Origin of the sequence: Crassaminicella profunda (assembly GCF_019884785.1) — a bacterium.
Classification (GTDB): domain Bacteria; phylum Bacillota; class Clostridia; order Peptostreptococcales; family Thermotaleaceae; genus Crassaminicella; species Crassaminicella profunda.
This window is the reverse complement of sequence record NZ_CP082326.1, coordinates 2,369,003-2,383,153: the sequence shown is the minus strand read 5'-3', so window position 1 is coordinate 2,383,153 and position 14,151 is coordinate 2,369,003. Positions and strand designations below refer to the sequence as shown.

Annotated in this window: 16 protein-coding genes; all 16 read left to right on the top strand. The window is 31.8% G+C overall.

The features are described from left to right. The first annotated feature begins 4 nt into the window (after positions 1-4). The 16 genes from trpD to K7H06_RS11245 all read left to right on the top strand — a co-directional run bounded on the left by trpD (position 5) and on the right by K7H06_RS11245 (position 14,150). On the top strand, positions 5-1,024 hold the full coding sequence (gene trpD, locus K7H06_RS11320) for an anthranilate phosphoribosyltransferase (protein ID WP_223036158.1): 1,020 nt from the start codon (positions 5-7) through the stop codon (positions 1,022-1,024). After that, on the top strand, positions 1,021-1,803 hold the full coding sequence (trpC, locus tag K7H06_RS11315; protein ID WP_223036157.1) for an indole-3-glycerol phosphate synthase TrpC: 783 nt from the start codon (positions 1,021-1,023) through the stop codon (positions 1,801-1,803). Before trpD ends, trpC begins: the two co-directional genes overlap by 4 nt. Further along, positions 1,800-2,402 (top strand): phosphoribosylanthranilate isomerase, encoded by a 603-nt coding sequence (locus K7H06_RS11310; protein ID WP_223036156.1) that lies wholly within the window; start codon positions 1,800-1,802, stop codon positions 2,400-2,402. The genes trpC and K7H06_RS11310 overlap by 4 nt, the downstream gene beginning before the upstream one ends. 16 nt (positions 2,403-2,418) lie before the next feature. After that, entirely contained in the window at positions 2,419-3,603 is a 1,185-nt protein-coding gene (trpB, locus tag K7H06_RS11305) for a tryptophan synthase subunit beta (protein ID WP_223040009.1), read from the top strand. Next, positions 3,593-4,387, top strand: coding sequence for a tryptophan synthase subunit alpha (gene trpA, locus K7H06_RS11300; RefSeq protein WP_223036155.1), 795 nt, complete (start codon positions 3,593-3,595; stop codon positions 4,385-4,387). The genes trpB and trpA overlap by 11 nt, the downstream gene beginning before the upstream one ends. Positions 4,388-4,534: 147 nt before the next feature. Further along, the gene (locus K7H06_RS11295) at positions 4,535-4,693 is read left to right on the top strand and encodes a hypothetical protein (RefSeq protein WP_223036154.1); all 159 of its coding nucleotides are present in this window, start codon (positions 4,535-4,537) and stop codon (positions 4,691-4,693) included. Between the two features lie 138 nt (positions 4,694-4,831). After that, the gene (aroF, locus tag K7H06_RS11290) at positions 4,832-5,848 is read left to right on the top strand and encodes a 3-deoxy-7-phosphoheptulonate synthase (protein ID WP_223036153.1); all 1,017 of its coding nucleotides are present in this window, start codon (positions 4,832-4,834) and stop codon (positions 5,846-5,848) included. A gap of 153 nt (positions 5,849-6,001) precedes the next feature. Beyond that, positions 6,002-6,163, top strand: coding sequence for a hypothetical protein (locus K7H06_RS11285; protein WP_223036152.1), 162 nt, complete (start codon positions 6,002-6,004; stop codon positions 6,161-6,163). An 89-nt stretch (positions 6,164-6,252) separates the two neighbouring features. Next, the gene (gene aroF / locus K7H06_RS11280; protein ID WP_223036151.1) at positions 6,253-7,266 is read left to right on the top strand and encodes a 3-deoxy-7-phosphoheptulonate synthase; all 1,014 of its coding nucleotides are present in this window, start codon (positions 6,253-6,255) and stop codon (positions 7,264-7,266) included. 13 nt (positions 7,267-7,279) lie between these two features. Continuing rightward, on the top strand, positions 7,280-8,140 hold the full coding sequence (locus tag K7H06_RS11275; protein ID WP_223036150.1) for a prephenate dehydrogenase: 861 nt from the start codon (positions 7,280-7,282) through the stop codon (positions 8,138-8,140). Next, on the top strand, positions 8,128-9,183 hold the full coding sequence (gene aroB, locus K7H06_RS11270; RefSeq protein WP_223036149.1) for a 3-dehydroquinate synthase: 1,056 nt from the start codon (positions 8,128-8,130) through the stop codon (positions 9,181-9,183). Before K7H06_RS11275 ends, aroB begins: the two co-directional genes overlap by 13 nt. A 16-nt stretch (positions 9,184-9,199) precedes the next feature. Beyond that, positions 9,200-10,498 carry a 3-phosphoshikimate 1-carboxyvinyltransferase gene (gene aroA / locus K7H06_RS11265; protein WP_223036148.1) on the top strand — a complete coding sequence of 433 codons (1,299 nt, stop codon included), beginning with the start codon at positions 9,200-9,202 and terminating at the stop codon, positions 10,496-10,498. Further along, on the top strand, positions 10,476-11,576 hold the full coding sequence (gene aroC / locus K7H06_RS11260) for a chorismate synthase (protein ID WP_223036147.1): 1,101 nt from the start codon (positions 10,476-10,478) through the stop codon (positions 11,574-11,576). Before aroA ends, aroC begins: the two co-directional genes overlap by 23 nt. After that, positions 11,564-12,688: a chorismate mutase gene (locus K7H06_RS11255; RefSeq protein ID WP_223036146.1), complete on the top strand. Its 1,125-nt coding sequence runs from the start codon at positions 11,564-11,566 to the stop codon at positions 12,686-12,688. The genes aroC and K7H06_RS11255 overlap by 13 nt, the downstream gene beginning before the upstream one ends. Before the next feature lie 12 nt (positions 12,689-12,700). Further along, positions 12,701-13,507, top strand: coding sequence for a shikimate dehydrogenase (gene aroE, locus K7H06_RS11250; RefSeq protein WP_223036145.1), 807 nt, complete (start codon positions 12,701-12,703; stop codon positions 13,505-13,507). A 139-nt stretch (positions 13,508-13,646) separates the two neighbouring features. Further along, positions 13,647-14,150: a shikimate kinase gene (locus K7H06_RS11245; RefSeq protein WP_223036144.1), complete on the top strand. Its 504-nt coding sequence runs from the start codon at positions 13,647-13,649 to the stop codon at positions 14,148-14,150. Position 14,151: the final 1 nt, after the last annotated feature.

Genomic DNA, 14,151 nt, shown 5'->3' with positions numbered 1-14,151 from the left:
TAATGTGCTAAAAATTGCAATGAATAAACTCATTAAAAATAAAGATTTGACAGAGAATGAAATGATTCATGTGATGAGTATGATTATGGAAGGTAAGGTAACACCAGCACAAATAGGAGGTTTTTTAATAGCCCTTCGAATGAAAGGAGAAACATTAGAAGAAATTGTTGGTGCTGCCAAGGCCATGAGAGATAAATCATTAAGAGTGAATATAAAGAGTGATGATGCAATCGATACATGTGGAACAGGTGGAGATGAAGGGAATACATTTAATATTTCAACAATAGTAGCAATGATTGCAGCGGGGGCAAATGTTACAGTGCTAAAGCATGGGAATCGGTCGATTTCAAGTAAATGTGGAAGCGCAGATGTATTAGAGCATTTGGGAGTAAACATTGAACTAAGTCCTACAGAGGTAGAAAAATGTGTAGAGAAAAACAATATAGGATTTATGTTTGCACCAAAATATCATAAAGCAATGAAATATGCCATAGGACCAAGAAGAGAATTAGGGATAAGAACTATATTCAATGTACTAGGGCCTTTAACAAATCCAGCAAGAGTCAATGGGCAAGTCCTTGGGGTGTTTGATGAAAATTTGACATCAGTTTTAGCAGGTGTTTTGAAGAAATTAGGGGTTGAGAGAGCTATGGTTGTACATGGATTAGATGGATTAGATGAGATTACTATTACTACAAAAACGAAGATTAGTGAATTAAGAAATGGAAAAATAAATACCTACCATATTGATCCAAGAAAATTTGACATACCTTTGGCTAATAAAGAGGAGATTAAAGGAGGAGAACCTAAAGAAAATGCACAGATTTTATTAAATATATTAAAAGGAGAAAGAGGAGCAAAGAGAAATATGGTACTACTTAATGCTGGAGCGGCCATATATGTTGGAAAAAAGGCAAACTCTTTAGAAGAGGGAATAGATAAAGCAAAAGAAATCATAGATACAGGTCTAGCTTTAGAAAAATTAAACCAATTAGTAAAGTTTAGTCAGGAGATGAAAAGATGATTCTAGAAAAAATCGTTGCTTATAAAAGAAAAAAAGTGGAAGAAGAGAAGAATAGTATTTCTTTTAATCAACTGATCAAACAAATAAAGTTATGTGATAAAGGAAGAGATTTTAAGAAATGCATAAAAGAGCATCCAGATATAAGTATGATTGCTGAGGTGAAAAAGGCATCTCCTTCTAAGGGGGTTGTAAGAGAAGATTTTGATCCTATTGCTATTGCAAAAACTTATGATGAAAATAAGGTTGAGGCAATCTCCGTACTAACAGAAGATAGATTTTTTCAAGGAAAAAATGAATATCTATCAGAGATAAAAAAACAAACATCTACTCCCATTTTAAGAAAGGATTTTATCATTGACCCCTATCAAATCTATCAAGCAAAAGTTATAGGAGCTGATGCAATTCTTTTGATTGCGAAGGTTCTATCGAAAAATAAATTAATCGATTTTCAAAATGTAGCAACAAACTTAGGAATTGCGTGTTTGGTAGAAGTTCATGATCAATATGAACTAGAGACAGTACTCGCTACAGGATCAGATATTATTGGGATTAATAATAGGGATTTAAAGACATTTAAAACAACACTTGAAACAACAGAAGAACTGATAAAACATATACCAAAAGGAAAGATTGTCATCAGTGAAAGTGGAATCCATACAAGAAAAGATATGGAGTTTCTAAAAAAAATAGGTGTAGATGGCGTATTAATAGGTGAAAGCCTAATGAGGGCAAAATCCATAGATGAAAAGTTAAGAGAGCTTAGGGGGGAGATGGGTTGACCAAGATAAAAATATGCGGATTAAAAAGAGAAGAGGATATTGTATATGCAAATAAGCTAAAACCGGATTATGTTGGATTTGTATTTGCAAAAAGCAGTAGGCAAATTGATAAATATAGGGCAAAAGAATTAATTATGGGTTTAGATAAAAGTATAAAAAAGGTAGGGGTATTTTTAAATCATTCTATAGATGAAGTAAAGAAAATTGCAAAATTTTGTGAATTGGACATACTTCAATTTCATGGAGATGAGGACCCTCTCTATTGTAACTCTTTTGAAAATAAGGTATGGAAAGCATTTAGAATCAAAGATGAAAATAGCTTAAAAGAATTGGAAAAATATAATGTGGATGGATTTTTAGTAGATACCTATACAAAAGGAACCTATGGAGGAACCGGGAAAGTTTTCAATTGGGAAATTGTATCCGATATGAGTAAAAATAAATTTGTCATTTTAGCAGGAGGACTAAACCCCAAAAATGCAAAGGAGGCAATTGAAGCTGTAAATCCTCAGGTTTTGGATGTAAGTAGCGGAGTTGAGGTGGATCATGTGAAGAATTTTGAAAAAATGAAAAAAATTATTAGGAATGTGAGGGGATAAAATGAATACAAAAAATATGATGAAAAGGTTTGGAAAATTTGGAGGTCAATTTGTACCAGAAACATTAATGAATGCTTTAATAGGGTTAGAAAGAGAATTTATGAAGGCAAAGGAAGATGAAAGCTTTTTAAAAGAATATGCGTATTATGTGAAGGAATATTCAGGAAGACCCACACCCTTATACTATGCAGAAAATTTAACGAAGCAGTTAGGTGGAGGAAAGATCTATCTTAAGAGAGAAGATTTAAACCATACAGGGGCTCATAAAATTAACAATGTAATCGGTCAAGTTTTATTAGCAAGGAGAATGGGGAAAAAACGGATTATAGCAGAAACAGGGGCTGGTCAGCATGGCGTTGCAACTGCTACAATATGTGCTATGTTTGGATTAAAGTGTGAAATTTATATGGGAGAAGAGGATGTACAAAGACAATCGTTAAATGTATTTAAGATGAAATTACTTGGAGCAAAGGTCAATACGGTAACTTCAGGGACAAAAACATTAAAGGATGCTACAAATGAAGCGATAAGAGATTGGGTTTCAAATGTAGGAGATACATTTTATGTAATTGGTTCTGTTGTGGGACCTCATCCTTATCCTACAATGGTAAGAGATTTTCAGAGAATCATTGGAGATGAAGTAAAGGAACAAATTATAGAAAAAGAAGGAAGACTTCCAGATTATTTAATAGCTTGTGTAGGGGGAGGAAGTAATGCAATGGGATTATTCTATCCATTTGCACAAGAGGTAGATGTAAAAATATATGGGGTTGAAGCAGGTGGGCTAGGGGTTGATACAGAGCAACATGCAGCTACCATTAGCAAAGGTTCTATAGGGGTAATCCATGGGATGATGACTTATTTACTTCAGGATGAGTATGGACAAATTATGCCAGTATATTCTATATCAGCAGGATTAGACTATCCAGGAATAGGACCAGAACATGCATATTATCATTCTATTGGTAGAGTAAAATATGAAGTGATCAATGATAATGAAGCTATTGAAGGGTTTCAATATTTAACGAAAGTAGAAGGGATTATTCCTGCACTTGAAAGTGCTCATGCCATTGCTTATTTGATGAAATTAGCACCAAATACGAAAAAGGATGATCTCATTGTAGTAAATTTATCGGGCAGAGGAGATAAGGATATAGATACTATATTAAATGTTATTGGGAGTGAAAAAAATGAAGAGTAGAATAACAGAAAAATTTAATACATTAAGAGAAAAAAATGAAAAAGCACTGATTGCTTATATAACAAGTGGAGATCCAGATATTCATACTACCATAAATTTGGTTTTGAAAATGGAAGAGGCAGGAGTTGATATAGTTGAGCTAGGGATTCCTTATTCAGATCCATTAGCAGATGGACCTGTAATACAAAGAGCTGCGCAAAGATCATTAAAAAATGGAACAAATATTGATTCTATTTTTCATATGGTCTCAAAATTAAGAGAGAAGACAGATCTTCCTCTTGTATTTATGCTATATTATAATTCTGTTTTTAGATATGGAGTAGAAAAATTTTTAGAGAATTGTAAAGATTATGGTGTTGATGGATTGATTATTCCAGATTTGCCATTAGAAGAGAAAAAAGAATTAAATGAGATGATGAAAGATTATGCTATTGATTTAATACCTCTTGTTGCGCCTACATCTGAAGATAGAATAAAAGAAATTGTTTCAGATACGGAGGGGTTTGTTTATTGTATTTCATCAATAGGTGTAACAGGAATGAGAGAGAGCTTTGAAAAAGATTTATCAGATTTCATCAATAAAGTCAGAAAATATACAGATACTCCTTTAGCAATTGGATTTGGTATATCTAATGAACAGGCAATAAAAGAATTAAAGGAACTAGGGGATGGATTGATTGTTGGAAGTGCTATAATCAAAAAAATAGAAGAAGGAATAAAAGAAGATAATATTGAAGAAAAAGTTTTTGAGTTTGTAAATAGATTGCATGAAGCAATTCATTAAATAAATATAAAAATAGCGATTGTTAAAAAATAATAAATATTCAAATAAATTAAAAAATTCATAGTTTTCTATTGACATGGGAAATTGTTTTGATATACTTTTATGAAAGTAAACTATTTTTATAAAATCAATTTGGAGGAAAAGGGAATGGAAAAACTTATTGGAAAGGGAAATGTAGAACAATTTAATTATTTTAGTTTTTACTTTACCTGGGACTATTATTATGGTGCTGGTTATTTGTTCTATAAAAAAATAAAAGATTCCTTTTCTAATGAGAGAATTATAAATTTTTGTATTTCTGTATAAAATAGGGTTATGACTATAAAACGATCCTATATTTTTATAAAAAGAAGGCTCATTAGATGAGTCTTCTTTTTATATTATAGGAAATTATAAAACTTTAAAATTGCGAATTTTTTATTAAAATTTAGGAGGTATAAGAATATGATTATTGTAATGAGACCCAAAACATCACAAAGTGAAATTGAAAAAATCAAAAGAAAGATGAAAAGTTTAGGATGTGAAATTCACGAATCAAAGGGGCAAAATTATCATTTATTAGGGTTGGTAGGAGATACCAGTAAAATTGATCCAAATCAAATTCAAGCAAATAGAAATGTAGAAAAATTAATATTTGTTCAGGAACCCTATAAGAAAGCAAATAGACTTTTTCATCCTGAAGATACGCTTATATCAGTAAATGACAAGACAATTGGAGGAGACGGTTTTACCATTATTGCAGGTCCCTGTTCAGTAGAAAGTGAGGAACAAATTGTAAGCATTGCAGAGGAAATAAAGGAAATAGGAGCATCTTTTTTAAGAGGAGGTGCATATAAACCAAGAACATCTCCATACAGCTTTCAAGGATTAATGGACGAAGGATTAGAATTGTTAAAAACAGCAAGAAGAGAAACTGGATTACCTATTGTAACAGAACTCATGTCTCCTTACTTGATCGAAAAGTTTGTTGAAGATGTAGATGTGATTCAAATAGGTGCAAGAAATATGCAAAATTTTGATTTGCTAAAAGAAGTAGGAAGGACCAATAAGCCTATTTTATTAAAGAGAGGTATGTCTGCAACCATTGAAGAATTATTAATGGCGGCTGAATATATTATGTCTGAAGGAAATGAAAGAATCATTCTTTGTGAAAGAGGGATAAGAACCTTTGAAAAATATACTAGAAATACATTAGATATTAGTGCAATTCCTATTATAAAAAAATTAAGTCATTTACCGGTTATTGTAGATCCTAGTCATGCAGCAGGACTATGGTGGTTGGTAGAACCATTGGCAAAGGCTGCTGTAGCAGTGGGTGCTGATGGATTAATGATTGAGGTACACAATGATCCTACAAATGCTTTGTGTGATGGGCAACAGTCTATTAAGCCTAAAAAATTAAAATCTTTGGTAAAATCTATAAGAGATATGGCAAATTTGGTGGGTAAAGAGATTCGATAGTGTAGCGTAAATTGGGAAGATGACAATTTACAAAATAATAAGAATGATTCAAAAATATTGGAAAATATACAGTATTTTGTTGACATTTAATTTTTTTCTGATATAATTTCAAACTATAAACAATTTTAAAATAAATTTTTGGAGGAATACAAAATGGAAAAACTTATTAGAAAGGGAAATGTAGAACAAAATAAATTTTTTAGTTTTTACTTTATCTGGGGCTATTTTTATTTTAGCGCTAGCTATTTGTTCTATAAAAAAATAATAAAAACCTTTTCTAATGAGAATATTAAAAGTATATGTATTTCTGTATAGATTGTTTGTACTATAAAATTATAGTATAGGTAAGCAGAAGACTCATTAGATGAGTCTTCTTTTTTTTACAAAAAATAGGAGGGATAACAATGGTAATCGTAATTAGACCAAAAACAGCACAAGAAGATATTGAAAAAATCAAAAGAAAGATGGAAAGCTTAGGTTGTGAAGTGTATGAAACAATAGGAGAAAATAGACAGATATTAGGACTCGTAGGAGATACAAGTAAGATTGACCCAGATTTGATTAAGGCCAATAGATATGTTGAAAAAGTAATGCATGTACAAGAACCGTATAAAAAGGTAAATAGACTTTTTCATCCAGAAGATTCTATCATAAATATTGGAAATAGTAGTATTGGAGGAGAAAAGTTAGCGGTTATTGCAGGTCCTTGTTCCGTAGAAAATGAAGAACAAATCATAACTATAGCAGAGCAGGTAAAATCATCAGGAGCAACTTTCCTAAGAGGAGGGGCATTTAAACCAAGAACCTCTCCATATAGCTTCCAAGGGCTAAGAGAAGAAGGGCTTGAATTATTGAAGCTAGCAAGAGAAAAGACAGGGCTTCCAATTGTTACAGAGCTTATGACAACAGATTACATTGACAAATTTATAGAGGATGTAGATGTAATACAGATTGGTGCAAGAAATATGCAAAACTTTGATTTATTAAAAGAGGTTGGAAAAACAGATAAGCCTATATTATTAAAGAGAGGCATGTCTGCAACTATTGAAGAATTATTAATGGCGGCTGAATACATTATGTCTGAGGGAAATGAAAAAGTAATCCTTTGTGAGCGAGGGGTAAGAACCTTTGAAAAATATACAAGAAACACATTAGATTTAAGTGCTATACCTGTAATAAAGAAATTGAGTCACTTACCAGTAATCGTAGATCCAAGTCATGCAGGTGGATTATGGTGGTTAGTAGAGCCTCTTGCAAAAGCGGCTATTACAGTTGGGGCAGACGGATTAATGATAGAAGTGCATAATGATCCATCTAATGCAAAATGTGATGGACAGCAATCCATAACTCCTGAGAGATTTGGTTCACTCATGAAATCTTTAAAGAAAATTGCAGAGATTGAAAATAGAAAACTATAGTGAGGTGGTTTCTTTGGACGGCTTTGATTTTAATATTACTATAGTGGGATTAGGACTTATTGGTGGTTCTTATGCCATGGCACTAAAGGAATTGAAACCTAAAAACTTATGGGCAGTGGATATAGACAAAGAGGCTATTGAAATTGCCCAAAGGAAGGGTATTATTGATAAGGGATATACAGATGTAAAAGTTCCTTTAAAGGATTCAGATATAATTATTCTATGTGTATATCCAGCGTTAATGACAAAATTCATAAAAGAGAATATGCAATTTTTTAAAAAGGGAGCCATTATTACAGATGTAGCAGGTACAAAGGAGACATTAATAAAAGAAATCAATCGTTTTTTAAGAAAAGATTTAGATTTTATTGGAGGCCATCCTATGGCGGGAAGAGAATATAAGGGACTATCCTTTGCATCAAAGGATATATTTGTAGGTGCAAATTATATTCTTACACCTACTCCATATAATAAAAAAGAAAATATAGCATTAATAGAAAAAATAGTGAAAGGGATAGGCTGTAAAAATATCATGAAGATCAGTGCAAAAAAGCATGATGAAATCATGGCTTATACAAGCCAACTACCACATATTATGGCAGCGGCATTGATGAAGGGGGTAAAGGAAGAAACTCATCTATTTGTTGCAGGGAGCTTTAGGGACGCTACAAGAGTTGCTAGACTAAATGGAAGGCTTTGGGCGGATCTCTTAATAGATAATCAAGAAAATACAATAGAAAAAATAGAGGAATTTGAAGAATATGTTGGAAGTATCAAAAATGCTATAATCAATAAAGACCATGAAGAATTAGAAACTATATTTGAAGATGCAAGAATAAAGAGAGAGGAATTTATAAAAAAATGCCAACATTAAATATAAATCTTCCAGAAAAGAAATATCCAATATTGATTAAAAAGGGAATGCTAAATCATATTGGAGAAGAAATTAAAAAAATATACAAAAATAAAAAAATTGCAATTGTTACAGATAATAATGTAGAAAAAATATATGGACAAAGAATCAAGGAACAACTAAGGAATGATTTTGAAATAAAAATGATTGTGGTAGAGCCTGGAGAAAAAAGCAAATCAATAAGTGTATTACAAAATGTATATGAGGAACTTTTAGACTTTGAAATCACTAGAGGAGATTTAATCATGGCCTTTGGAGGTGGTGTTGTAGGAGATTTAACAGGATTTGCAGCTGCGACACTTCTACGAGGAATTCCATTTATACAAGTTCCAACTTCTCTTTTAGCACAAATTGATAGTAGCGTAGGAGGGAAGGTGGCTGTTAATTTACCTAAAGGCAAAAATCTAGTAGGAAATTTTTATCATCCTAAAGCAGTGTTTATAGATCCAGAGCTTTTAAAAACACTAGATAATAGATTTTTCTGTGATGGAATGGCAGAGATCATTAAATATGGGTGTATAAGAGATCAAAATCTTTTTGATGATTTATTAAACTATACAAAGGAAGAATTGTTTGAACATTTAGAAAAAATCATCTATACATGTTGTCATATCAAAAAAAGTATTGTTGAGCGAGATGAATTGGATACAGGAGAAAGAATGCTTTTAAACTTTGGTCATACTTTAGGTCATGCAGTAGAGAAACATTATAGGTATGAAAAGTATACTCATGGAGAAGCTGTGGCAATAGGCATGTATCACATAACAAAAAAAGGTGAAGCAATGGGAATAACAGAGAAGGGAACGAAGAATTTCATAAAAGAAATACTTTGTAAATATGATTTGCCCTATGAAATGCCTCCTATGGATCAAGAAGAAATCATTAAAACCATCGGACTTGATAAGAAAAACAAGGGACAATATATGAATATGGTATTGATCAAAAAAATAGGGGAAAGTTTCATTGAAAAAATTCATAGAAAAGATATTGAAGTCCTTATATAGAAAGGAGTTTGTGCGTGTGAAGTGTGTAGAAATTAATCCATCCGTATTAAATGGAGAAGTAAAAATACCGCCATCGAAAAGTATGAGTCATAGAGCCATTATTTGTGCAGCTCTTTCTGAAGGAGAGAGCCTTATAGAAAATATTGCATTTTCTGATGATATTATTGCAACGCTAGAAGCTATGAAATCCTTTGGTATTACAGCACAAAATTCGGAAATAGATGAAAATGGAATATGTAGTGTGCATATACAAGGAAAGAAAAAATTAAAATTATTGAATCATCAAATTGACTGTAAAGAATCTGGTTCTACCATTAGATTTTTAATTCCCATGGCAGGCATTTTAGGTGAAAAGGTAACCTATACGGGAAGAGGAAAACTTGTGGAACGTCCTCTTGATACGTACTATAAGATTTTTAAAGAGCAAAATATAGATTATTCAAATAATGAAGGAAAACTACCTTTAAGCGTAGAGGGAATACTAAAATCAGGTACTTTTAAAATGAAAGGAAATATTAGTTCACAGTTTATAACAGGTCTTTTATTTGTACTCCCCCTTCTTGATGGAGATTCTAAAATCCTTATTACAACGGAGCTTGAATCTAAGGGGTATGTAGATTTAACACTAGATATGCTGAAAAAATTCTCTATAGAGGTAGAAAATAATAACTATGAAGAGTTTATCATTAAAGGAAATCAAAAGTATAAGTCTGACAATTATAGAGTAGAAGGAGATTTTTCACAAGCAGCCTTCTTTATTGTAGCAGGAATATTAGGAGAATCTATGAAGTGCAAAGATCTAAATATAGATTCTTTACAAGGGGATAAAGCTATTTTAGATATTGTAGGGAAAATGGGAGCAGATATAGCTATTCATGATGATTTTGTTAAAGTTAAGCAGTCAAAAACTGAAGGAATGATCATTGATGCATCCCAATGTCCTGATTTAGTGCCCATCCTTTCTGTTTTAGGAGCCCTTAGTAAGGGAACAACCAAAATAGTCAATGCAGCGAGACTTCGTATAAAGGAATCCGATAGACTAAAGGCTATGGCAACAGAATTAAGTAAATTAGGTGCAGATATAAAAGAATTAGAAGATGGTTTAGAGATTCATGGAAAAGAAGAACTAAAGGGTGGGGTCGTTGATAGCTGGAATGATCATCGTATTGCTATGGCTTTAGCCGTTGCCTCTATAAAGTGTACGGAGCCTGTCATCATACAAAACAATGATGCTGTGAAAAAATCTTATCCAAGATTTTGGAAAGATTTTGAAAAACTAGGAGGAAAAATTAATGAGCAACCTATGGGGAAATAACATAAAGGTTTCTATTTTCGGAGAATCTCACGGAAAAGGAATTGGTGTTGTCATAGATGGACTTAAAGGCGGAATCACTCTAGACTTAGAGGAAATCAACAGAGAAATGCAAAGAAGAGCACCTGGAAAAAGTAAGTTAGCTACATCGAGAAAAGAAAAGGATCAATTTGACATATTAAGTGGATATTTTAACAATAAAACCACAGGAACACCTCTTTGTGCTGTCATATACAATACCAATCAGCGGTCAAAGGATTATGAAAAAACAAAGGCTATGATAAGACCTGGGCATGCTGATTATACAGGATATGTAAAATATTTTGGAGCCAATGATTATAGAGGGGGAGGGCATTTTTCAGGAAGAATAACGGCACCTCTTGTTTTCGCAGGATCAGTGGCAAAACAAATTTTAGGGAAAAAGGATATATTCATTGGAAGTCATATCAAAAGCATTGGATCTATTGTAGAAGAAGGTTTTGATAGTGTAAATATAAAAGGAGAACTTTTAAAAAAATTGACCCACAAAGAATTTCCTGTTATAGATGATGAAAAGGGAAGTATCATGAAAGAGGCGATTTTAAAAGCAAAGAGTAAAGAAGATTCTATTGGAGGAATTATAGAGACAGCTATCATAAACTTTCCAGTAGGAGTAGGTTCTCCATTTTTTGATTCTATAGAAAGTAAGGTTTCTCATATGTTATTTTCTATTCCTGGGGTTAAGGGGGTTGAATTTGGGGAAGGATTTTCTATTACAAGTATGAAAGGATCATATGCCAATGATGAATATTTTATAGAAGAAGACAAAATAAAAACCTTTACCAATCATAATGGAGGAATCCTTGGTGGAATTAGTAATGGCATGCCTATCATTTTTAAAGCAGCCCTCAAGCCCACCCCTTCTATTGGAAAAATGCAGAGAAGTGTTCATATAGAAAAAAGAGAAAATATAAATATGAAAATAGAAGGACGGCATGATCCTTGTATTGTACCAAGAGCAGTACCTGTAGTAGAAGCTGCAGCAGCAATAGCCTTATTGGATCTTTTAATGGAAAAGGATGGGATAGGATGGATGATTTAGATAAGCTACGGAATGAAATTGATTATATTGATAAAGAAATGGTAAAGCTCTTTGAAAGACGTATGGAAACCGTATTAAAAATCGCCCAATATAAAAAAATAAATCATATGCCTGTATTTCATAAAGATAGAGAAATTCAAGTAATAAAGAAAAATATTGATCATTTAAAAAACAAATCTTTTCAGGAACCAACAGAAGAATTTTTCAAAAAGTTGATGGAAATTAGTCGAAGTGTTCAGAAGGAAGAATTGAAAAGTATTGAAGAAGAAAATAAAAAAAGAGATGATGATAAACTGATAGTAGGATTTCAAGGGGTAGAAGGTTCTTTTAGTGAACAAGCCTTGATAGAATATTTTGGAGAAAATGCTACTCGAAAAAATGTTCGTGAATTTAAAGATGTATTTGAAAGCTTAAAAAGAGATGAAATCAATTATGGTGTACTACCCATTGAAAACTCTTCTACGGGTGGTATTGCAGAAGTGTATGATCTTTTAAGGCAATATGGATTTTACATTATAGGAGAGAAATGTATAAAAGTAGAGCACCATTTGTTAGGAATGAAAGGGACAAAAATGGAGGATATAAAAGAAGTATATTCTCATCCTCAGGCATTTAGTCAATCAAGTGAATTTTTTAAAAAATATGAAGATCTTAAATTAATCCCTTACAAAAATACGGCAATGAGTGCAAAGCTTATAAAGGATGAAAATACAAAAATGAAGGCTGCTGTAGCCAGTAAGAAGGCAGCGAAGTTATATGATTTAGATATTATTGCATCCAATATAAATTATAATAAAAGCAATTATACAAGATTTATTATTATAGGAAAAAATTTAGAAATGGATTTAAAGGCTAACAAAATTAGTGTAGTAGTAGCAACTCCTCACAGGGCAGGAGCATTATATGGTATTTTAAGATACTTTGCAGAAAATAATTTGAATATGTTAAAAATAGAATCTAGACCAATGATTAACAAGTCATGGGAATACTTCTTTTATATAGATTTTGAGGGAAATTTAAATGAAGAGGTTGTAAAGAAATCCATTGATTTAATTGGGCAAGGGAGTAGCTTTTTTCAACTTCTTGGAAATTACAAAGAACATAACAGATAGGTGGGAGAGAATATGAAACTTTACGGTCTTATAGGAGAAAAATTAACGCATAGCTTTTCTCCTAAGATCCATGAAATAATATTTAAAGAATTAAAAAGAAAAGGACATTATCATTTGTTTGAAATCAAAAGAGAAAATTTAAAGGATGCCTTATATGGATTAAAAGCTTTAGAGGTAGGGGGCGTAAATGTAACCATTCCTTATAAGGTTGATTTAATGAAGTATTTAGATGAAATATCAGAAGAGGCTAAAAGAATAGGTGCTGTAAATACAATATGCTTTAGAGATGGAAAAACTATTGGATACAATACAGATTATTATGGATTTGGAATGATGCTTGATACAAATGATATTCAAATAGAAAATAAAAGGGCCGCTGTATTAGGAACAGGAGGAGCTTCAAAGGCAGTGCTGCAATATCTTTTAGATGGAGGAATAAAAGATATCACTCTTGTAAGTAGAGATGTTCATAAAGGGAAAGAAAAGTATAAGGAATTTAAAATGATCTCTTATAAGGAGGTAAAAACTCTAAAAGATTATGACATGCTCATCAATTGTACTCCGTGTGGTATGTATCCTCATGTGGATGTTTCACCAGTAAAAAAAGAAGACCTTTTAAATTTTCATACGGCTATTGATTTAATCTATAATCCACAAGAGACGTTGCTTTTAAAAGAATCAAAGGAAAAAGGATTAAAAGCTGTAAATGGACTTTATATGTTGGTAGGTCAAGCTATAAAAGCACAGGAATTGTGGAATGATGTAAAAATAGATAATCATATCTGTGATAAGGTATATGAGGAGATTGCTAGGTTATAGTTTGTATACAAATCGAATTATTTCTATAGATAAATTTTGTGGTTAATAGTAAGTAAGTCTGTTGTTTTAGTTAAATCTGGACAGTGTTGAAAACACTGTATTGATTTTTCTAAGACCCGTAGAATAAGGTGGTTAAAAAATGAAAAATATTGTATTAATAGGTATGCCAGGATGTGGCAAGACAACCATAGGAAAGCTTTTAGCAGAAAGACTTCATAAAAAATTTTGTGATATAGATGAATATATTGAAGAAAATACAAAAAAATCTATTCCAGAGATATTTAAAGACGGAGAATCGGTTTTTAGAAGGATTGAAAGAAATGCAGTAGAAGAAATAAGTAAAAAATTTGCTATGATTATAGCTACCGGAGGAGGCGTGGTGAAATCTTTTAGTAACATACAAAATCTAAAAAAAAATGGGATGATCTTATTTATCAATAGACCCATAGAAGAGATTGTAGCAGATATTGATATAAGCAACAGACCACTAATGAAAGATGGAAAAGAAAAATTATATAACTTATATGAAGAAAGAGTGGATTTATATAAGAAGTATTGTGATTATGAAGTAATGAATGATGATACTTTAGAGAAAGTGACAGATAAAATTGTAAATATGTTAGATATTAAAAAAACAGATTAGC